At 57.4% G+C, this 20,066-nt stretch carries 17 protein-coding genes and 4 pseudogenes; 11 read left to right on the top strand and 10 right to left on the bottom strand.

What is annotated here, in order from left to right; all coding sequences use genetic code 11:
- The 8 genes and pseudogenes from IGW03_RS38425 to IGW03_RS30975 form a co-directional block, all read left to right on the top strand.
- Positions 1-127 (top strand): annotated as a pseudogene (locus tag IGW03_RS38425) (IS630 family transposase); the annotation flags it as partial.
- Between the two features lie 65 nt (positions 128-192).
- Positions 193-756, top strand: a complete 564-nt coding sequence (locus IGW03_RS31005) for a helix-turn-helix domain-containing protein (RefSeq protein WP_194726315.1) — start codon at positions 193-195, stop codon at positions 754-756.
- A complete protein-coding gene (locus IGW03_RS31000; RefSeq protein WP_228536211.1) occupies positions 728-1,543 on the top strand; it encodes a transposase in 816 nt (271 codons plus the stop codon). Before IGW03_RS31005 ends, IGW03_RS31000 begins: the two co-directional genes overlap by 29 nt.
- Before the next feature lie 216 nt (positions 1,544-1,759).
- The gene (locus IGW03_RS30995; protein ID WP_194726320.1) at positions 1,760-3,439 is read left to right on the top strand and encodes a recombinase family protein; all 1,680 of its coding nucleotides are present in this window, start codon (positions 1,760-1,762) and stop codon (positions 3,437-3,439) included.
- Entirely contained in the window at positions 3,351-3,920 is a 570-nt protein-coding gene (locus tag IGW03_RS30990; protein ID WP_228536210.1) for a reverse transcriptase domain-containing protein, read from the top strand. Before IGW03_RS30995 ends, IGW03_RS30990 begins: the two co-directional genes overlap by 89 nt.
- A gap of 210 nt (positions 3,921-4,130) precedes the next feature.
- Positions 4,131-4,736, top strand: a pseudogene (locus IGW03_RS30985) (IS3 family transposase); the annotation flags it as partial.
- A 68-nt stretch (positions 4,737-4,804) separates the two neighbouring features.
- Entirely contained in the window at positions 4,805-6,181 is a 1,377-nt protein-coding gene (locus IGW03_RS30980) for an IS30 family transposase (protein WP_194726314.1), read from the top strand.
- Positions 6,182-6,668: 487 nt separating this feature from the next.
- Complete coding sequence (locus IGW03_RS30975) at positions 6,669-7,961, top strand: IS5 family transposase (RefSeq protein ID WP_194726313.1); 1,293 nt, start codon at positions 6,669-6,671, stop codon at positions 7,959-7,961.
- A gap of 25 nt (positions 7,962-7,986) precedes the next feature.
- Here the strand turns inward: IGW03_RS30975 and IGW03_RS30970 are convergent, their stop codons facing one another.
- From IGW03_RS30970 to IGW03_RS30960, 3 genes are all read right to left on the bottom strand, one after another.
- Positions 7,987-9,807, bottom strand: a complete 1,821-nt coding sequence (locus tag IGW03_RS30970; protein ID WP_194726312.1) for a recombinase family protein — start codon at positions 9,805-9,807, stop codon at positions 7,987-7,989.
- A gap of 304 nt (positions 9,808-10,111) precedes the next feature.
- Positions 10,112-10,573 carry a helix-turn-helix domain-containing protein gene (locus IGW03_RS30965; RefSeq protein WP_194726311.1) on the bottom strand — a complete coding sequence of 154 codons (462 nt, stop codon included), beginning with the start codon at positions 10,571-10,573 and terminating at the stop codon, positions 10,112-10,114.
- Between the two features lie 210 nt (positions 10,574-10,783).
- Positions 10,784-11,086: a DUF5372 family protein gene (locus tag IGW03_RS30960; RefSeq protein ID WP_228536209.1), complete on the bottom strand. Its 303-nt coding sequence runs from the start codon at positions 11,084-11,086 to the stop codon at positions 10,784-10,786.
- Between IGW03_RS30960 and IGW03_RS30955 the strand changes: the two are divergent.
- Positions 11,077-11,284, top strand: a pseudogene (locus tag IGW03_RS30955) (IS3 family transposase); the annotation flags it as partial. The gene IGW03_RS30960 and the pseudogene IGW03_RS30955 overlap by 10 nt on opposite strands.
- A gap of 30 nt (positions 11,285-11,314) precedes the next feature.
- Here the strand turns inward: IGW03_RS30955 and IGW03_RS30950 are convergent.
- Positions 11,315-11,476 carry a hypothetical protein gene (locus tag IGW03_RS30950; RefSeq protein WP_194726310.1) on the bottom strand — a complete coding sequence of 54 codons (162 nt, stop codon included), beginning with the start codon at positions 11,474-11,476 and terminating at the stop codon, positions 11,315-11,317.
- 521 nt (positions 11,477-11,997) lie between these two features.
- On the opposite strand from IGW03_RS30950, the gene IGW03_RS38420 reads away from it, so the two are divergent.
- Entirely contained in the window at positions 11,998-12,153 is a 156-nt protein-coding gene (locus IGW03_RS38420) for a winged helix-turn-helix domain-containing protein (protein WP_323745047.1), read from the top strand.
- Entirely contained in the window at positions 12,131-12,703 is a 573-nt protein-coding gene (locus tag IGW03_RS30940; RefSeq protein ID WP_323745046.1) for an IS630 family transposase, read from the top strand. The genes IGW03_RS38420 and IGW03_RS30940 overlap by 23 nt, the downstream gene beginning before the upstream one ends.
- Here IGW03_RS30940 and IGW03_RS30935 read toward each other — a convergent pair.
- The 6 genes and pseudogenes from IGW03_RS30935 to IGW03_RS38415 form a co-directional block, all read right to left on the bottom strand.
- Entirely contained in the window at positions 12,698-13,750 is a 1,053-nt protein-coding gene (locus IGW03_RS30935; RefSeq protein WP_194726308.1) for an NAD-dependent epimerase/dehydratase family protein, read from the bottom strand. The genes IGW03_RS30940 and IGW03_RS30935 overlap by 6 nt on opposite strands.
- On the bottom strand, positions 13,747-15,474 hold the full coding sequence (locus tag IGW03_RS30930; RefSeq protein ID WP_194726307.1) for an ArnT family glycosyltransferase: 1,728 nt from the start codon (positions 15,472-15,474) through the stop codon (positions 13,747-13,749). Before IGW03_RS30930 ends, IGW03_RS30935 begins: the two co-directional genes overlap by 4 nt.
- Positions 15,446-16,150 (bottom strand): TVP38/TMEM64 family protein, encoded by a 705-nt coding sequence (locus tag IGW03_RS30925; protein ID WP_194726306.1) that lies wholly within the window; start codon positions 16,148-16,150, stop codon positions 15,446-15,448. Before IGW03_RS30925 ends, IGW03_RS30930 begins: the two co-directional genes overlap by 29 nt.
- Complete coding sequence (locus tag IGW03_RS30920) at positions 16,147-16,911, bottom strand: glycosyltransferase family 2 protein (RefSeq protein ID WP_228536208.1); 765 nt, start codon at positions 16,909-16,911, stop codon at positions 16,147-16,149. Before IGW03_RS30920 ends, IGW03_RS30925 begins: the two co-directional genes overlap by 4 nt.
- 81 nt (positions 16,912-16,992) lie before the next feature.
- Entirely contained in the window at positions 16,993-18,402 is a 1,410-nt protein-coding gene (locus tag IGW03_RS30915; protein ID WP_194726305.1) for a UDP-glucose dehydrogenase family protein, read from the bottom strand.
- Between the two features lie 189 nt (positions 18,403-18,591).
- Positions 18,592-19,505: pseudogene (locus tag IGW03_RS38415) on the bottom strand (ISAzo13 family transposase).
- Between the last annotated feature and the right edge of the window lie 561 nt (positions 19,506-20,066).

Here is a 20,066-nt window from a genome sequence, read left to right as displayed (position 1 = left end):
CAAGATCGACAGCTTTGTTGAGCAGTACAACGCCCACTCGCGACCGTTCGTCTGGACTGCAACCGCCGACTCAATACTGCAAAAAGTTGAGCGACTTTGTAAAGTTATTTGCGGGACACCACACTAGTGGGTCATTTGGCAACGAAAGCGGGATAAGACGGTCGAACGCTAAGATTGCTGTAGGAGGCCACTATGAGTCGCGTCCGGAAACATCCACTACGCTCACTGACTGATGAAGAGCGGCAGGTTTTGGAACAATTGGTTCATGCGCGTAGTGAGCGCGCTGATGTGGTGACATGGGCCCGGGAGTTGTTGGCTGTTGCCGAGGGCAAGACCTATGTTGATGCAGCCACGCTAGTCGGACGGCGTTCCGACGAAGCGGTCAGCAAGTTGGTAGCCCGCTTCAATCAGGATGGATTATCTGCGCTTGAACCCCATGGTAAGGGCGGCCCCAAACCGACTTATGACACCGCTGCGCGGGAACGGATTCTGGCTGAGGCCAGACGCACACCCGACCCTCAACAAGATGGCACGGCAACCTGGTCCTTGATGACACTGCGTAACGCTTTGCGCCGTGCTCCCGATGGGCTACCGAATGTCAGCACTTATACCATTGCTCAGGTATTGCATGCGGCAGGCTTTCGCTGGGTGGCGGCGCGCAGTTGGTGTGACACTGGTAAAGCGGTACGCGTACGTTGTAGCGGCACTGTGACGGTCTGCGATCCCGATGCAGAAGCTAAAAAAAAATCTCATTGAGCGGGCCTATTGTGAAGGAGCCCGATTAGGCTTGGCGGTCTGGGCAGAAGATGAGGCCGGTCCATACTCAACACGTCCTTATGCTGGGCAAAGCTGGGCTGAGCAGGGCCGACCCAAACAGCAGCCACATGAGTACGTACGCAACGGTACGGCCAAGCTATTGACCTTGTTCTGTCCAGGCAGTGGCGAGGTACGCGCACGCGGCGCCACCCATGCCACCAATGCGGTACTTCATCCCTGGCTGCAGCAAGAACTGGCCGCGATTCTGGAAGGATTGCCTCAACCTTCCCCTAACACAGATGCGAACGTGACTCACGCCGCGTGGGAATCGTGGCAACAAGGGTTGGAGATCCGCATTACGTTGCCACCGGTGCTTCCGACATTACGCCTGCTTCTGATTTGGGACAACCTCCGGGGGCATTGGACACCTGACCTGATCGGATGGTTGTTCTCTCATGGAGTGATGCCGTTATTTACGCCGTTAAGTGGATCATGGCTAAATATGGCGGAGTCAGTGCAACGCATTATTGTTAGACGTGCGCTGGCCGGGCAGTATGCGCAAACCCCGAAGCAAATTATTGCGTTGCTCGAAGCGACGGTCAATGGATGGAATCGGGCGCCTACGCCATTCCATTGGGGTGGCAAACGGCATGCGCGCCGGATGCGCTACCGCCAACGCCAACATGCCCTCGGCGGATCGGGAGCCTTTACTCGGCATCCTATACGACGCCGGCCCAGCAAGTTGCAACAATACTTAAGCCGAGCTAGTTGCCAAATGACCCACTAGTAGAACTGTCGGTTACAGTAAAGAGCGGGAGGCGATCATGCGTCGCCCCAAGTTGATTGTCACAATCGGCTTTGAACCAAGCCGAGTTGGCGTGCAGCCTTTGATCGACGCCTATGCTCGCGTTGTGCCAATCATCCGGCGTCCTCGCATTTGGCGTTCCGCGGTTACTACGCAGGATTTGCGGCTAGCAACCTGGAATTACAGGAGGGCCAAGTGATGAAACCAATTCAGGCTGCTCTGTACGCGCGTGTCTCTTCAGACCAGCAGGCCAATGCGCAAACTATCGCCAGCCAATTAGCCGTGCTACGTGAACGAATGCAAATCGATGGGTGTGTGTCAACCGCGGACCGCGAATTCGTTGATGACGGTTGGAGTGGTGCGAACTTAATGCGGCCGGCACTCGAGCGTTTGCGTGATGCGGCTGCATTAGGGGCGGTCGATAGATTATATGTTCATTCTCCGGATCGGCTGGCACGCAAATATGCGTATCAGGTCCTGCTGATCGATGAATTGCAGCGTGCAGGTGTAGAGGTGATCTTCCTTAACCACAGTATCGGCAAGACCCCCGAAGATGAACTACTCTTGCAGGTGCAAGGTATGATGGCCGAATACGAACGTGCAAAGATTCTTGAGCGCAGCCGCCGTGGTAAGCGTCACAAAGCGCAAACTGGGCAAGTGAGCGTACTTTCGGGAGCACCCTATGGTTATCGCTATGTCAGCGTACACGATGGGGGTGGTTGCGCTCGTTATGAGGTCGTGGAAGAAGATGCTCGGGTAGTGCGACAGATCTTCGCCTGGGTCGGACATGAACGCGCGACAATTGGTGAGGTATGCCGTCGACTAGAGGAACAGCACATACTAACGGCCCGGGGCAAGACGTGGTGGGATCGCACCACAGTCTGGGGTATATTAAAAAATCCAGCGTATGCTGGGCAGGCAGCATTTGGCAAAACCAGATACGAGGCGTTCCACGCATGCCTACGCCCACAACGACACCAGCGATTGCCGATGAGTCGCACCGTCAAGACACTGTCATCGGATCAATGGCAAAGTATCGCTGTACCTGCATTGGTTGATTGCGACCTATTTGCGGCGGTACAGGAACAATTGCAGGAAAATCGGGCACTGAACCGGACAAGACGGCGTGGGGCCCGGTATTTATTGCAAGGACTGCTGGTATGCAAACAATGCGGTTACGCCTACTATGGCAAACCACTTAGCCGCGCCAGCAGAAAAGGCCATGTGCGGCATTATGCGTACTACCGCTGCATCGGCAGTGACGCATATCGATTTGGTGGACAGCGCTTATGCCATAATGGTCAAGTCAGAACTGACTGCCTGGAGCAGGCGGTATGGCACGAAGTAAAAGGCTTGCTTATGGATCCGCATCGGCTAACACAAGAGTATGAGCGCCGGCTCCAAGCACTGGAACAGCCCCCTGAGGATACGCAACAGCGTCATCTTGAAGACCAGTTACGGCAATGCCGGCAAGGTATTACTCGGGTAATTGATGCCTACGCCGAGGGCTACCTCGAAAAGCACGAATTCGAAATGCGCGTAACACGATTGCGCGAGCGGCAAAAAGCATTGGATGGCCAAATTGCACAGCTAGCAGAGCAAGCAATCTCATGGAACGAACTGCAATTAATTGTTGGGCGGCTGGAGGACTTTGCAGCCAAAGTAACCGCTGGTATTGATAGTATGGGCTTCGAGGCCCAACGTGAGTTGATCCGGATGTTGGTAAAGCGCATCGAGATTGACCAAGAGAACGTTAATATCGTCTTCAGGATTGCACCGCCTGCAACAAATGGTCCTGGTAACACCGAAAATATGCACTATTGTTGGCGGGGTGGTCAGTCCTATCTTGATGAATCTGTTCATGCACTATGCATTTGACCTTTGGGTGAAGCGGAAGTATCCCGGGTGCCCATTTGCGCGCTATGCCGACGATGCGGTGGTTCACTGCCGTAGCGAAGCACAGGCTAAATTGCTTATGCGAGCGATCGCAGAACGGTTGGAAGCCTGCGGATTGACGATGCATCCAGAGAAATCGAAGATTGTGTATTGCAAAGACAGTAATCGTACTGGCAAGCATCCGAACGTGCAGTTTACGTTCCTGGGTTTTACGTTTCGGCCCAGAGGGGCGCAGAGCAAGCACAACCGGCGATTTACCAGTTTCCTGCCGGCGGTGAGTAGTGCAGCGCTCAAGCGGACGCGCGCGACGGTGCGAGAGTGGCAGTGGTCACGCCGTACCACGACGACGCTGGCTGAACTTGCTGAGCAATGTAACCCGACAATCCGGGGGTGGTGGAACTACTTGGGGCTTTCTATCAGGTGGCGATGCATGGCTTGTTTCGTTATATCGACGGCAAGCTAAAGCATTGGTCTCGGCGCAAATACAAAACGCTCGCGAGGCGCAAGCAACGTAGTGTAGCGTGGTTGCGTAAGATGAAGGCAGCTGATCCATGGAGGTTCTTCCACTGGCGGCTTGTTGGGGACGATTGGGTAACGGGAGCCGTATGAGGCGAGAGTCTCACGTCCGGTTCTGGGAGAGGCTTGGGGTGAAATTCCCCAGGTCTACTCACCTCGCGAAGGGGTCGCGGTGAAGTATGCCTTTATTGACGCCCACCGCGACGGGTACAGTGTTAGCCGGCTGTGCCGGGTTCTTGGCGTGTCGCGCAGCGGCTATTGCCAATGGAGAAATCGGCCTCCCAGTCCACGAGCGCAAGCCAATGCCGCGCTCGATGCCGAGGTGGCGGCGATTTACCAAACAAGCCGCCGCAGCTATGGCCGTCCCAGAATCGTGGCCCAGTTGCGCTCCCAAGGCAAGCGCATTGGCGGCGAACGAGTACGGCGCAGCCTGCAGCGGCAGGGGCTGCGCCCGGTCTACAAGCGGCCCTACCGGGTGACCACTGATTCCGACCATCGGCTACCAGTAGCACCGAACCTGCTGCAGCGACGCTTTGACGGCTGGTCTCCCAACCAGGCATGGGTGAGCGATATCACGTTCATTGCCACTGCGGAAGGTTGGCTCTATCTGGCGGCAATTCTGGATCTGGCAAGCCGACGCATCGTTGGTTGGTCGATGAGTGAGCGAATCAATGCCGAACTGGTGTGCCAGGCTTTGCGTAGCGCCTGCTGGCAACGCAAGCCGTCACCAGGGCTGATCCTGCATTCCGATCAAGGCAGTCAGGGCGGATTCAACCGGTCGTCGCAACACCTATAATCGAGGAGGTGTTTGTGGGACGACCAGCGGGATGGATGCAGAAGTTGACAGGACGAGGACCGATGCGCTCACCAGGTGCGCCGTCGCATCGGCGTGAGACCGAGCGGCGATTCTGGGAGCAGATCGCAACAGGCATCACCAGTGAGAAGGCTGCGGAAGCGGTTGGCGTGTCGCAAGCAGTGGGAACTCGCTGGTTTCGTCATAATGGTGGCATGCCACTTTCCATGTTGAGCCCGAGATCGGGGAGATACTTATCGTTCGCCGAACGAGAAGAGATTGGACTACTTTCATGCCAGGACATCGGAGTACGAGAGATTGCTCGCCGAATCGGGCGCAGTGCATCAACGATCTCGCGAGAACTGAGACGCAACGCTACAACTCGTAGTGGTCGACTAGAGTATCGCGCTTCGGTTGCGCATTGGAAGGCGGAACTGGTTGCCAAAAGACCCAAGCCATGCAAATTGACGACTAATCCACGGTTACACCACTATGTGCAAGACCGTCTGGAGGGCAAGGTTCGCGACGCTAAAGGGCGTAATATTTCTGGGCCTGTGCCAGCGCCTTTCATAGGAAGAAACAAGCCGCATCGCGGTGACCGCAAATGGGGCAATGGCTGGTCACCCGAACAAGTATCGAATCGACTGCAGATCGACTTTCCGGATGACGAATCCATGCGTATTTCTCATGAAGCCATCTACCAGGCTCTCTACATCCAGGGCCGAGGGGCACTCAAACGCGAGCTGGTTAGCTGTCTGCGCACCGGGCGAGCGTTGCGCGTGCCCAGAGCCAGGGCACAGGCCAAGGCATGGGCCCACGTTAGCGAGGAGGTGATGATCTCTAAACGGCCTGCAGAAGTACAGGATCGCGCTGTGCCGGGGCATTGGGAGGGTGATCTGATCATCGGCCTGAACAGGTCCGCGATTGGAACGCTGGTTGAGCGGTCAAGCCGATTCACCATGCTTGTTCACTTGCCTCGCGAGGAAGGCTACGGGCTAATTCCCAGGACGAAGAATGGTCCTGCGCTGGCTGGCTACGGCGCTGTCACGATGGCTAATGCGCTCAAGAAGACCGTGACTGACATGCCTGCCCAGTTGTGGCAGTCATTAACTTGGGACCGCGGCAAAGAGCTGTCTGATCATGCCCGCTTCACGGTTGAGTCCGGGGTGAAGGTATTCTTCGCCGACCCGCATAGTCCATGGCAGCGTGGAACGAACGAAAACACGAACGGCCTCCTGAGGCAATACTTTCCAAAGGGCACCGACTTATCTCGGTGGAGCGCTCGAGAGCTCCAGGCCGTTGCCAATACACTCAATTCCAGACCCCGGAAAACGCTTGGTTGGAAGACGCCAGCAGAAGCACTGGACGAGTACCTAAAATCTAGTCAACAATCTAGTGTTGCGACGATCGGTTGAATCCGCCCAGTATGCCAGCCGGGCTTACCGCGCACTGGCGGCATCGTGGGGCATGAGGGTCTCCATGAGCCGACGTGCCAACGCCTGGGACAAGGACTTTGTTTCATACTACACCTCTCCAGTCCGGTCAGTAACGACCTGCTAGTCGGCAAGCCGCCGAGAGAATTTCATGCCCATGGATTTCCGTGGTGGATTGCTACCTGGCGGTTCATACAGGCACTCGTTCTTGTCGCTGTAAGCATGTCCACGAATCAGGCCATGGCGATTCCATATCTTCACATGAGTGGGTGAGAGGTGCAACGCATCCGCCATTTCGTGAAGCGTTAACAATCCAGCTTCCCTTAATCGATCATAGCGCGACTTGAGCCCGTAGCTAGTCGAGCCTGAAGTACTGATGCAAACCAGTACTGATGCGGGTTGGCGGGGAACTTCGGGGATTTGAATTCACCAGAAATAGGGTGCGCCGCTACGATTTTCTGGTGAATTCATGGCCCCCAAAGAGATTCCTCCCGCGCAAGATCCGGCCCTTGCGCCTCGTGAGTTGCCCAGCATGGTTGACCCGCGCCATGCGTTGGTTATCTTGGCTGGCAAGATGGATTGGCAGGCGGCAAGCGCCCAGTTCGGTCCCTTGTATGTCCCAGGCCGTGGTCGGCCTGCCATTTCGATCCGACTCATGGTCGGCCTTCATTATCTTAAGCATGCCTTCAATCTCTCGGATGAACAAGTCGTCATGCATTGGGCCGAGAACCCATACTGGCAGTATTTTTGCGGAGAGCAGTATTTCCAGTATCGCTTACCCATCGATCCCAGCCAGATGACGCGCTTTCGCAAACGCATCGGCGCCAGCGGCTGTGAGTTCTTGCTTAAGCTGACGATTGATGCCGGCCTGATCACCAAGACGATCGTGCCGGTCTCGCTGGATGCGGTCAATGTGGATACCACCGTCCAGGAGAAAGCGATCGCCTTTCCGACTGATGGTCGGCTCTATCACAAGGCACGTGCTGCCTTGGTGCGAGAAGCGAAGAAGGCTGGTATGCGCTTGCGACAAAGCTATGAGCGCCTTGGCAAACAAGCGTTGTTGATGAACGCACGTTATGCACATGCGCGTCAGATGAAACGAGCACGACGCGAGCAAAGGCGGCTACGCACCTATCTCGGACGGGTCATGCGTGATATTGAACGCAAGATTCAAGGAGCACCTGCCCTGGAAGACCGCTTCCGGAATTGGCTTAACATAGGTCATCGGATTCATACACAGCAGCGTCACGACAAGAACAAGATCTACAGCGTGCATGCTCCCGAAGTGGAATGCATCGCCAAAGGCAAGGCCCACAAACACTATGAGTTTGGCGTCAAAGTCAGCGTCGTCACGACCAGTCGCGATAACTTTGTGGTGGGCATGCAGTCACTGCCACACAATCCTTATGACGGGCACACTCTCGAAGCAGCCATCGAACAAACGATCAACCTGACTGGCATCACACCCAAACAGGCGTTCGTCGATCGCGGCTACAAGGGGCACCGGCCGCAACGCCTGTCGGTCTGGGTAGCAGGTGCCAAACGAGGCGTGACCAGCTTAATTAAAAAACGAATTAAGCGACGTAATGCAATTGAACCGGTAATCGGACATATGAAGGCCGATGGTCGCCTTGGCCGCAACTTCCTCAAAGGTGTCACCGGCGATGCGATGAACGCCATGCTTTGCGCCGCTGGGCACAACTTGCGCAAAATCTTGCATCGGCTTGGCTCTTCCTTCCCGTCAATTGATGCAACAGCCTGATGACTCCATACTTTTTCAGGGATGACTAGCTACGTTGAAGTCGAGCAATCATATGAGGGTTGAAGCGCTTTCCGGCACCCGAGACGATACCTCGCTCATTAAGGATGGTCGCAATTTGTAGGTGCGTATGATGGTTAAGCAGTTCATCGATTTGAGCGACGACTTCTGCAGGTGTAACGATTTTCTGCCAGGATGACATTGGCAGAGGCAACTTGAGCGTCTTGTGGGCGCCGCCTTTGAAACGAATCTGCATGGTGATTTGATGATCCCGATTCAAGGTCACATCTTCCAGAAGGAGTCGAATCATTCGCTTACGTTCGCGATCTGGCGTACGCGGGTCACGCCACAGATGCGGGAAGTCTGTGGCGAGTGCCAGAATGTTCGCACGCTGTTCGTCGGTAAGGATGCGCCTATCCTGTTCATGGCGACGTCCATATTCCTCATGTGCCTCAGCCAGGGAGCGCAATCTTTGATTCCAGTCCGCTTCAAGGGAATCGGCAACCAGTCGATTGTCAGGATCGACACGCATATAGCGGCGCTGAGCCAAATCGGCTTCATACTGGGCACGCTCGACTTGTTTGTGACGTAGTCGGTCTGCTTCTTCCATGCGTGCCTGAAGCTCGTGCTGCACCGCCAGCGTCACTTCGAGGGCCATCGGGTTGACCGCTTCAATGAGTAGCTCGCTGATGGCTTGGTCGATGCCAACCCCGCAGACACGTTGGCAGACGGGTTCAGCATGCTCAATCCCTTCGTGTTGACAGACATACTCAGGACATAATTGTTCGTTGCGGCTATGGTAGCGAACCGTCATGCGCCCACCGCAGCGCCCACAGACTATCAATCCCTGCAGTAGCGCGGGACCTTCGCGTGGCGGACCGCGGCGCCGATCTGAGCCTATCGCCTGTGCGCTTTCATGCAGGCGTCTCTGATTCCATTCATACTCTTCCCACGTAATGTATCCAGCATGTGCATTAGGAATCAGCGTATCCCATTGATCTTGCGGCATGCGCTGCATATGGCTTGACCCATCCACTGTTTTGCGCATATGGGTGCGACCATAAACGAATGCGCCAGCATATCTTGGGTTATGCAGGATGCGTAGTACCTGGCTGTGATCGAGACCGGTCCATAGCAATTTGCCCTTGTGAACTCCCTTGCCGCACCGGCGCGGGAATGCCAATCCTTCTTGACGGGCAATTCTCGCCGTGGCCATCGCTGATCCGGTACGCCGGAACGTGGTGAACAGCCAACGTAGACAGTGCTGCACCTGTTGATCAGGGTCGAGGGTGATGGCACCCTCAGCATTGTAAACGAGCCCGACGGGCGGGCGCATTTCCAACTCGCCGCGCCTGGCCTTGCTCAGGATTCCCCCTTGCAATCGTGCCCTCAGCACATGCAATTCTGCCTCGCTCATAGTTCCCTTCAATCCCAGCAAGAGCCGATCATTGAAGTGCGCCGGATCATAAACGCCATCTTCATCAAGAATGAGCGTATCTGTAATCGCGCAGATCTCAAGAAGCCGATGCCAATCTGTGGAATTGCGCGCGAGACGTGACACCTCCAGCCCGAGCACGATCCCTGCATGCCCAACACCGACCTCGGCCACAAGGCGTTGGAAGCCTTCACGGTCCGCTGATGAAGCGCCTGATTGTCCAAGGTCATTGTCGATCACAATGATTCGGTCTTCATGCCATCCTAAGGCGATAGCCCGCTGGCGCAGCGCGTATTGACGCTTGGTGCTTTCCGTATTCTCAAACACTTGTCTCAACGTCGACTGGCGCACATAGAGATAGGCGTCACGCTTAAGGTGGCCGGTCTGGACATTTTGATGTGGGTCGCTGTTCATATTCTCAACTCCTGATGACCATAGAGGACCATGCCTGCCAAGATCATCGTTATATCTTGCCGCATTCCTGAAGGAAGCATTTCTTCATCACTCGCAGGCGCTCGCGGCGGCGCTGGAAACTCAACAGGGAGATGAGTCCAAGTTTGCATCCAGATCCTCATCCCGCTACGTATCAACACCGCAAGCCCCTGACCGCGGGATGCGCAGCGTGGGCGTTCAAGGAACTGCCGACGCAAGTCTTCGTAACGCGAGATCAATGTATCGTTGCGAGATGCGCCGCCAGGCAATGACAGGGACGGATTTATTACGGTTTTTTTTTGCGTAAGAACTGCCGTTCGATGCTGCGTGGGTGTACCTGTACGCCGAAGGTCTTTTGTACCAGGCTCGCTAATCGTTCGAAGCGTAGAGAGGGCTCGGCTACACGTGCCTGAACGAGGAATTCCATAATGGCTGACGTTAATTTGTGGCCGCCGCGCGGCCCAGGCTTCTGCGGAATCAGACCGGCCAACCCGCCTTGTGCAAAGGCCACTTGCGCTTGATAGAACGACGGTCGGGAGAAACCAAATGCCTTGGCGGCTTCGCTGACCGGCCGGTTCTCGACGCTGACCAAACGTAGCATTTCGTACTTCACCTGCAACAGGTCGTGAGGATCGAAGAAATCGTTGCCTTGGAACAGCGCATGGGTAACAGCATCGGGATGAGGATTGAGGGTTGATTGCTGCTTCAATCCACGGCGTTTCTGTTCTATGCCTCGGTCTGCAGCCATGAGCTTCTCCAGAGAAGATGAAGCAAGTACGTGTAACGTTAATTATGTACCTGCATGGACCGATGTCAAGCTCCGCGTGTAAAGATCTATCTGACTTCACGTGGCAAACGGCCGACGTAACTGACCAAGGAGCCCCTAGGCAATCTGGCACCATGGACATCATTGCATTAACACTTACGGCATAATCAAGTTTGCACCCGAAAAACCGAATCATGACTTACTTTCACGGAGCAAACACACCAGTTCAAGCAACTCCTCGACGCGAAATTCGGCGCGTCCGGCAGACACCATATTGAACGGATCCTCAGCCACCAGGCTAGTCCATATGGCTGGAAGGGAGCGCAGACGACCTGTGGCGTCGTGAAACCAAGCCCGGTCTTCATGCCAGTTTTGCGCGTGAAGAACTAGTTCGAATTCCTGTGTGAAGAGGGGGTGATAGGGATGTGTTATTCGGAAACGCCGGATTTGATCTGACTTAACAGGCGCCGTTGACTGCTTGTTCCAACGCGCCAATTGAAAGGTTCTGGGGGTACGCTCAAGAATGAATTGATCTACCATCGGCACTTTGCGACCCGTGAACAGGCCAGGCGCGAAATCACTGAATACATCGATCTGTTTTACAATCGTCAACGCAAGCAGGAGCGTCTGGGCTATCTATCACCGGTAGCATTCACGCAGCAGTTCTATCTTCGACATAGGAGTGCTGCTTAACCCGTTGGCACACACCGTCTTCGACCGACCTCAGTTCAGATCGCGTACCTGCGCATACTGTGCCAACAGTTCGACGCATTCGGCATTGATAGCCGCTTGCAGCAATTCTGATGCCTTCTCCCGCAGCAGGGCTGACAATGAATCATTCGGTGCGTTTTGACTTTGAAGCGAAATAACTTTATCGTCACCCATGGTGGCGGATTCCTTTCTGCTGAAATGTTTCGGTCTAGGCAACCTTATTTCAGCAGCATCCGCCGCCTTCTTCAACTAATACCAATCCCACGGTTAAGCGAACCGCGTGTGACGATGGAGGTCTGAAGAAGACACGGTTCTGTCCTGGAGGCGACCATGTTGACGCCAGAAGCATTGCAGCGACTGCAACAGTACAACTTCGACTTGCTTGCTAGGGAAGAACCGAACGGGCGACGACGGCTGCGCTATATCGCCCTGGCGCACTTGAAGGATGGCAAGAGCTTTACCGAGGTGGCCGCCGCCTGCGTACCACCCGTCATACCGTCGCACGCTGGGAGAAATGGTTCGAACGCGATGGCCTCAAGGGTTTGGGTAGCAAGCCCCGCTACTGGTGTAATCAGCGATTGCCACGGGATCAGGAAGAAGCGTTTCGGGTGGCCATCGAGTAGCTGCAGCAGGCACGTGCTGGCGGTCGCATCCGCGGTGAAGACATCCGTCAATTGCTGGCGCAACACTTTGATGTGGCCTACTCGTTGAACGGTGTATATGAACTGCTCAAACGCTTAGGTATTGTGTGGATCTCGGCACGCTCAAGAAGCCCGTACGCCGATCCAGTCCGACAAGCGGATTGCGAAAAAAAACCTGCTGCGGGAAGTGCAGGCAGTTCTGCCCGCTGAAGTCAGCCTGGATCAAGTCGATATCTGGTTCCAAGACGAGATGCGCATCGGCCAGCGTGGTACGCAAACACGCCTTTGGGCCCGAAAGGGAACAAGGCCGAGAGTCGTACGGCAACAGCAATCGGAGTCAGCGTATATCTTTGGTGCTGTCTGTGCCGAGCGCGATACCGCCGTCGCTCTGGTACTGCCACATGCCGACACGCAAACCATGGCGCATCACTTACACGCCATCAGTGCCGCCGTTCCCGAGGGGCGGCATGCGGTCATGGTGCTTGATCGTGCTGGCTGGCATACCACAACCAAGCTGCCGCGCTTGCCCAACTTAACGCTGTTGCCGCTTCCGGCGGGCTCGCCCGAGCTCAATCCCGCTGAGCAAGTATGGCAGCAGCTGCGTGACCGCAGCTTGGCTAACCGCTGTTACGACAGCTATGAACAGATCGTTGATGCCTGCTGTGATGCCTGGAATGCCTTTACCAAGATACCCGGTGCAATACGTTCATTATGCACGCGTACCTGGGCCAACCTGGGAGCTAACAACGGCATGTTATGACTTGGGATTGGTATAACCCCTCATCCACAAGATTCCGTTATACCTCTTGGACGAATAGTAATCCTGGTACCAATTCACGAAGTGTTCCACGCCCAGTTCGATCGACGTGCCGGGCTCAAATCCTGTCAATGCCTTGAGACGGCTGACGTCTGCCCAGGTCGCAGGAACGTCGCCCTTGTGCATCGGCTTGTGCTGCTTGATTGCCGGAATGCCCACGGAATTCTCGATGCAGTTGATGAAGTACTCGAGTTGAACCGGGCTGTTGTTGCCGACGTTGAGTATGCGGTGCGGTACCGTTCCGGTCTCGTCGGTTGGAGGCAAGGGGATCAGTCGCCGGATCGCTTCCACGACGTCGGCGACGTAGGTGAAGTCACGCTGCATCTTGCCGTGGTTGTAGACCTCGATCGGCTCACCGGCGAGGATGGCGTGGGTGAACTTGAAAATCGCCATGTCAGGCCGTCCCCACGGCCCGTAGACCGTGAACAGGCGCAGTCCGGTGGCCGGGACGCGATAGAGGTGGCTGTAGCTGTGCACCAGTACTTCGCAGGACTTCTTGGTCGCCGCGTAAAGCGAGACTGGTTGGTCGGTTGCCTGGTCTTCCCGCAACGGCATCGTGGCCGACGCGCCATAGACGGAACTGGAGGAGGCATACAGCAAATGTTTGACGCTGCCGTGGCGGCAGCCTTCAAGCAGGTGCATGGTGCCGGCCAGATTGCTGTCCAGGTAAGCCATCGGGTGTTCCAGCGAATAGCGCACGCCTGCCTGCGCCGCCAGATGCACCACCGCTTCCCAGGCAGGCGCCTGGTCGAAATAGCTGCGCATGCTGTCCCGATCGGCGAGATCGATGTGGGCGTGGCGGAAGCGGGGATGCTGCTGCAGCTGCGACAGCCGATCCTGCTTGAGTTGCGGATCGTAGTAGGGCGTGAGGTTGTCCAGTCCGTGCACCGTCATGCCAAGCTCGAGCAGGCGTTGCGTCAGATGGAAGCCGATGAAGCCGGCGGCGCCGGTGACGAGTACGTAGTGCTCGTTGTTCGGTCCTGAATTCACGAAAGGATGTCCTTCTTCACGGGTACGTAGCGGTAGGGTGCGCGGTCGGCAGCCGCGGCGCAGCTTTCACGTGCGGCCGAGGCATCGAGCAGGACCCAGTTGCGGCGATGGGCTTCGCCAAGAACGCGTTTCTTCGCCAGATCGAAGCAGCGTAGCGCCAGATGATCGGGGAGCAGCAACACGCGCGCCGGGTCTGCGCGCATCCAGCGCCAGGCATTCCATTCCTGCTGGGACAGCGGTGCCAGATAGCTGAAATGGACCAAGGGCCGGTCTGCAAACAACAGGAACTGTTCCTTGAACTCGAGCATGCCGACTTCCGCTTCTGGAGCAATGCTCCGTTCGAGTTCCTGCATGATTGCACGCGGCGTCCGATGTGTGTTGAGGATGGGCCACAGCCAGAAAGAGATGAACAGCCAGGCCAGCACGCTGGCCAGGGCGAGCTGTTCGAACAAAGCGCGTTTGTGCAACAGCCAAACGATGCCGGACAGCGCCAGTCCGACGATCAGCAAGCCCGGAGCCAGTGCGGCGACGGCGTCGACGTAGTCGTCCGCCCGGGAAGGCAGGCGATCCGGCGCAAACAGCGCGACCGCCGCAAGCAACATCAGCAGCAGACCTATCATCGCGAGCGCTACGCGCAACAGAAGAGACGCGGCACGGCGCCCTTCTGCCGGCGCCTGTTCCCAGACGTAGGCGAGCGCCAGGGCGAACATCGGCAGCGCGGGCAGGATGTAAACCTCGCGCTTGCCAGGGCTCATGGAAAAGAAGAGCAACACCAGCGCAACCCAGCTCAGCAGGATGCGCAGTGCCGCGCTGGACGGCCACAGGTTCTTGATGCTGCGCAGCCGCAGCAGGAACAGCACGGCCAGCGGAAACCACATGCTCGGCAGCGCAGTCGTCAGGTAGTAGTGCCACGGCTTGATGTGATGCCAGGCATTTGCATAGCGTTCAGCGGTTTGCCTGAGCAGGATGTTGTCACGGTAGGCCAGCAGTTCCGGACTCTGGATGCGTTCGACTACTATCCACATCGGCACCAACCATAGCGTCAGCGTGCCCAGCATCAGGGCCGGCCCCCACCACGCTCGCATGCACCAGACCTGCTGCCCGGATGCGGTGGCGGGGCGGCGCCAGATCGCCAGAGGTATCAGCATCAGCACGGGAAGAAAACCGACGCCCTTGGTCACGATGCCCAGTGCCATCGCCACCCAGCTGGCGGCATACCAGCCCCAAGCCGGACCGAGCAGGAAGTGACGGACCAGTCCGTAGCAGCCGAGTGTGATCCAGAAGCAGACCACCGCATCGATTTGCGCGCCCTTGGCCTGCAGCAGGAACTGTGGCGTGAACGCGAGGGCAAGCACTGCCGAACGCGCGACGTTCTCTCCCCACAGGCGGCGGCCCAGGTCGAATACCAGCCACAGCGTGCCAAGGCCCGCCAGCGCACTGGGCAGCAGGAAAGCGATCTTCAGTTGTCCAGTCAGTTGGTAGAAGAGGGCGATCAGCCACATGAAGACCGGGGGCTTGTCCGGATAGAATTCGCCGCCGCGAGTGGGGAATAGCCACTGGCCCGATTCCACCATTTCGCGTGCGACCTGGGCAAAGCGCGGCTCGTCGGCAGGCCAGGGGTCGCGCAACCCGATGCCGGCGAACAGGGCAGCGATCAGCAGGGCAGCGATCGACGGCCACCAGCTAGCGTCTTGCCTAGCGCTTGGGTTGTGCGGGAGTTGCATGCGTTTGTCCTCGGATTTCCTGTAGCCGCTGCTTGAAGCCATGATGGTAGAGATAGAGCACCAACGCCGTGGACAGCACCAGCATCAGCAGGCTGATCCAGATCTGCTGCTCGTCCTGCAAGGCCAGGCCTGCGCCGGCAAAGCTGAACAGCAGCATTTGTGGCAGGTAGCCCAGCAGGCTTCCCCAGAAAACCGACGCCGTGCTCAGCCCGGCCAGCGCCACTGCGATATTGGTCGCCAGGTTGCTGCCGACCGGCATCAGACGCACCATGCAGATCCACAGCCAGGTGTCCTCCGCCAGCAGCCTGCGGATGAAGGCGACGCGTTCGCCGTGGCGCTGGCGCATCCACTCCATGCCGATATTGCGCACGCAGTAGATCGCCAGCAGGGCGCCGAATCCGGTGAGGGCCGTGCTCAGCAACGCACCCGGCAAGCCACCCATCAAGTAACCGCAACTGAAGGCGAGCAGCTGGCGCGGGCCGCCGAGCGCCGTATAGACGACGCTGGTGATCACGAAGACTGGCCAGGCAATCGTCCAATGTCGTTCGAACAGCCGGTTCAGCAGGTCCAGTTCGGTGAATGATCCCCACCACTGGAAATGGAGGGAAGCAAAGCCCAGCGCCAGCAGGCAGGTCAGTAGCAGCGGCTTGAACAGCAGTTTCAGTTCGGTTTTCAATGCCGCACTTCCATGCGTTCGATCAGCGGCAGCTTGCTGCGCCGGATCAGCCAGCTGACCCCCCACATGTCGACGATGCCGACCCACAGCCGGTTCCAGGCGGTGTATTTCGATACGCCGGCGGTACGGTGTCGATGGTGCACCGGCACTACCGCGATCGCGCCGCCCAGGCGCTTGACCAGCGCCGGCACGAAGCGATGCATGTGGTCGAAGTACGGCAGGCAAAGCCAGGTTTCGCGCGGCACTAGCTTGAGGCCGCAGCCGGTATCGGGTACGCCGTCGTCGAGTATGCGGCGGCGCACGGCATTGGCGATGCGCGACTGGATTTTCTTCCAGCGCGTGTCGCGCCGGTTCTTGCGGAAGCCGGCAATGCAGAAATGCCGGTGCTCCTTTTCCATCGTAAGCCCCTGTGCCACCAGTGCTGGAATGTCGGCCGGGTCGTTCTGGCCGTCACCGTCTATCGTGACGAGAAAACGCCCGGCGGCGTGGCGCGCGGCGGTCCACAGGGCAGTGCTCTGCCCGGCACTGCGCGCGTGGCGGATCAGCAGCGCCGGCGTGCCCGATTGCTGGCAATGCTGCAGGAACACAGCGCCGGTGTCGTCGCTGCTGCCATCGTCGACCAGCACCACCTCGTGGAAATGACGGCCGGCGAGGGCGCGATGAATCTCGCCCACCAGATGCCCGATGTTGTCTGCCTCGTCCTTCGCCGGAATCAGCACCGAGACCAGGAATGCTTGCTTGTCGTTTGTTTCGTCAGGCATGTTGTTCAATCGTTTCCAAAGAGATCACAGGTACCTTGTGCGCCACGTCCTGCAAGGCCTCCGCCACGCGGTTGCTGACGATCAGGTCGGCCGTCCGCTTGAATACGTCAAGGTCGCGCTCAACGCGTGTGTCGCTGAGCGACCGATACCGTAATATTCGAATCCCGCCTCGGCCATGGTTTCCGGTTCGAACAGATTGCGCCCGTCGAAGATGACCGGCTGCTTGAGCTGCTGCCGGACCTGGTCGAAATCCGGGCTGCGAAAGGCTTTCCATTCCGTCACGATCACCAGCGCGTCCGCCTGTGGCAAGGCATCGTACGGGCTGTCGACGAACCAGATCCGCGATATCGCATCCGGCAGTTCGGCCAGGTCGCGCGCCAGCACGCGCTGCGCCTCCTGCATCGCCACCGGATCATGCACTGCTACCGAGGCGCCCCGCGTGAGCAGCTCGGCCAGCAGCACTCGCGAAGGCGCTTCCCGCATATCATCGGTATTGGGCTTGAATGCCAAGCCCCACACCGCGAAATGCCGTCCTGTCAGATCTTCTCCAAAGCGCGACACAATCTTCCCGCACAACACCCGCTTCTGATTATGGTTGACCGCTTCGACCGCGCGCAGGATCAGCAACTGCTGATCAAAATCGCGCGCCGAGCGCTCCAGCGCCTGCACGTCCTTGGGGAAGCAGGAACCGCCGTAGCCGCAGCCGGCATACAAGAAGCTGTAGCCGATGCGCGGGTCCGATCCCATGCCTAGGCGCACCGCCTCAATGTCGGCTCCCACCTTGTCGGCCAGGTTGGCCAGCTCATTCATGAAGGATATGCGGGTGGCCAGCATGGCATTGGCTGCATACTTGGTGAATTCCGCCGAGCGCACATCCATCCAGAAGGTACGCTCATGATGCCGGTTGAACGGCTTGTACAGCTTGCGCATGAGTTCGCGGGCCTTGTCGCCTTCCGGGGTGTTGTCGCAGCCGATGACGATGCGGTCGGGCCGCATGAAGTCCTCGATCGCCGCGCCTTCCTTGAGGAATTCCGGGTTGGACACGACCGAGAAGTTCACATCGGATTGGCGCGCATCGAGCTCGTGGCGGATGACGGCGTGGACCTTGGCGCTGGTGCCGACCGGGACGGTGGACTTGTCGACGATGACCTTGAAGCCGGTCATGTAGCGGCCGATATTGCGGGCGGCGGCCAGAACGTATTGCAGGTCGGCCGAGCCATCCTCGTCGGGAGGCGTGCCCACGGCGATGAACTGGATATCGCCGTGCTCGACGCTGGCCTGGATGTCTGTGGAAAAGGTCAGGTGGCCGGCCTTGCGGTTGCGCGCCACGATCTCGGCCAGTCCCGGCTCATGAATCGGGATGCCGCCGTTGTTGAGGATGACCACCTTGCCAGGGTCAACATCGAGGCAAAAGACATGGTTGCCCAGTTCGGCCAGGCAGGCGCCGGTGACTAGGCCGACATACCCCGTGCCGATAATCGTGATCTTCATTGTGATGAACAGCCTTTTTCCAAATCAACTACATTGCACGGAAGTCCAATCTGCCAACAGGCGAAGGGCGTTAGCTTTTGATGGCCACCACTGCCGCCCTTCCGAGTTGCCGGATGTAGTATTGCAACGATATTATAGGCTTGCATTGCTCCCAAGGTGTATAGGATCAGTATGGCGCGCTATTAGGGCTTAGCAATAAATAAGTTGATCAGATTCTTCTGGGCTTCTTGGACGTGGGCTAATCGTATAATTCCACGGCGGGCAAATGGCATGCGGCTCGATGCGTAAGGACCGCATTTGGTCGTTCGAGACGCGCTCACCCAGTTCATTGCCACCCCGCTTGAGGATTGCCTTGACCCGTAATCCGGTGCGCGTTTCGGTCCCTTCGATGTATTTCATCATCGTGTCGAGCGTCCGCAGCGGCACTCCCGCCCAATTCATGCTGATATGGCTGAACAAGCGATGCTCGATCGGATTCCATTTGGAGCAACCCGGCGGATAATGGCACACCGTAATCGGCAGTACCGCAATATCACTGAGTTCCTGAAGCTGTGCTTTCCATACGCGTGATCGATAGCTGTTTGAGCCACCTGCATCGGCGAGGATCAATAAGCGATGCGCGTTACGATAGCATTTCTGTCCTTCGAAGAACCACCAGTCGCCAATCGCCTCAACCGCAAAGCGTGGCGTGTCAAAGCAATCGCCAACGCAGACAAAGCCCTGATTGGCATTGACTTCATAGACGCCATAGGGGACCGCCTGGCCAATCGCATCTTGTGGCCAGTCATGTACCAGCACAGGCTCCGCCACCTTGCGCCACGTTCTTCCCGCGTTTTTAAAGTCGCCAATTAGCTCTTTTTTTTCGTGTCTACACTGATGACGGGATCCCTCGTGGTGCCAAAGTCCTCGCGCTGTTCATTGATATGGTCAAACTGCTCATGGCGCTGAGCCGCTGAAGCACCCCGGACTTCGGTACGCCGCGCATTGACCTTCGGCGAATACTTCAGTTTGCGCAGCAGTTTTGAGACGGTCGGACGGCTGACGGCATGCCCCTTTTTCTTCAGTGCTGCGCTCAGGTGCTGTAATGAACTGCGCTTGGCCATGGGACGCCGTCCCATGGGATCGCCCGCCGTTTCCAATGCCAGCACGGTTTCCAGGGCTTGCTCCAATTCGGGATCGCGCTCTTGCGCGGTAGGCCTGCCTCCGCCTGGCGCACGCAAATGGAAATCCGGACAACCAGCCAGATCTGCCTCGAGCTCACGACGCCCACGCAAAATGGTGGTCGGACTCATGCCGGTGATTTGCGCCAGCAAATGCTTGCCGCCATGGCCGACACGCAGGGCTTCCAACGCCACGAACCAGCGCCGCTGTGGCTCATTGAGCCGGCTGAGAAAGAGGTTAATGTAATGATGAAAGGCTTGATCCGGATGCCGCGCTGGTGATTGGCAAAGCGGGCATTCGCAATGATGTACAGGCGAATGAGTCATGGCGGTCTCCTTCACGAAACCAGTGACATGAATTCTATTGTGCACCTGTCACCGCCAAATCACCATCTTGTTTTTTAACAAGCCCTAGGCATTAATGAAAGCCTCACGTACGAAATACCTCTCGGAAGGGACGGTGATAGCACGGTGCTGAATTAATGCATCCGCGATGGCGCCAGC

This window comes from Noviherbaspirillum malthae, from assembly GCF_015352985.1.
GTDB lineage: Bacteria > Pseudomonadota > Gammaproteobacteria > Burkholderiales > Burkholderiaceae_D > Noviherbaspirillum > Noviherbaspirillum malthae.
The sequence above is the reverse complement of the archived record's forward strand: the minus strand, read 5'-3'. Positions and strand labels throughout refer to the sequence as shown.

Coding starts and splice junctions, on each gene's coding strand:
- IGW03_RS30920 (WP_228536208.1), bottom strand. CDS start 16,911: ATGCCTGACGAAACAAACGACAAGCAAGCATTCCTGGTCTCGGTGCTG.
- IGW03_RS31005 (WP_194726315.1), top strand. CDS start 193: ATGAGTCGCGTCCGGAAACATCCACTACGCTCACTGACTGATGAAGAG.
- IGW03_RS30980 (WP_194726314.1), top strand. CDS start 4,805: ATGCAGAAGTTGACAGGACGAGGACCGATGCGCTCACCAGGTGCGCCG.
- IGW03_RS30990 (WP_228536210.1), top strand. CDS start 3,351: ATGGTCCTGGTAACACCGAAAATATGCACTATTGTTGGCGGGGTGGTC.
- IGW03_RS30975 (WP_194726313.1), top strand. CDS start 6,669: ATGGCCCCCAAAGAGATTCCTCCCGCGCAAGATCCGGCCCTTGCGCCT.
- IGW03_RS30970 (WP_194726312.1), bottom strand. CDS start 9,807: ATGAACAGCGACCCACATCAAAATGTCCAGACCGGCCACCTTAAGCGT.
- IGW03_RS30930 (WP_194726307.1), bottom strand. CDS start 15,474: ATGCAACTCCCGCACAACCCAAGCGCTAGGCAAGACGCTAGCTGGTGG.
- IGW03_RS30915 (WP_194726305.1), bottom strand. CDS start 18,402: ATGAAGATCACGATTATCGGCACGGGGTATGTCGGCCTAGTCACCGGC.
- IGW03_RS30995 (WP_194726320.1), top strand. CDS start 1,760: ATGAAACCAATTCAGGCTGCTCTGTACGCGCGTGTCTCTTCAGACCAG.
- IGW03_RS31000 (WP_228536211.1), top strand. CDS start 728: ATGCAGAAGCTAAAAAAAAATCTCATTGAGCGGGCCTATTGTGAAGGA.
- IGW03_RS30965 (WP_194726311.1), bottom strand. CDS start 10,573: ATGGCTGCAGACCGAGGCATAGAACAGAAACGCCGTGGATTGAAGCAG.
- IGW03_RS30950 (WP_194726310.1), bottom strand. CDS start 11,476: ATGGGTGACGATAAAGTTATTTCGCTTCAAAGTCAAAACGCACCGAAT.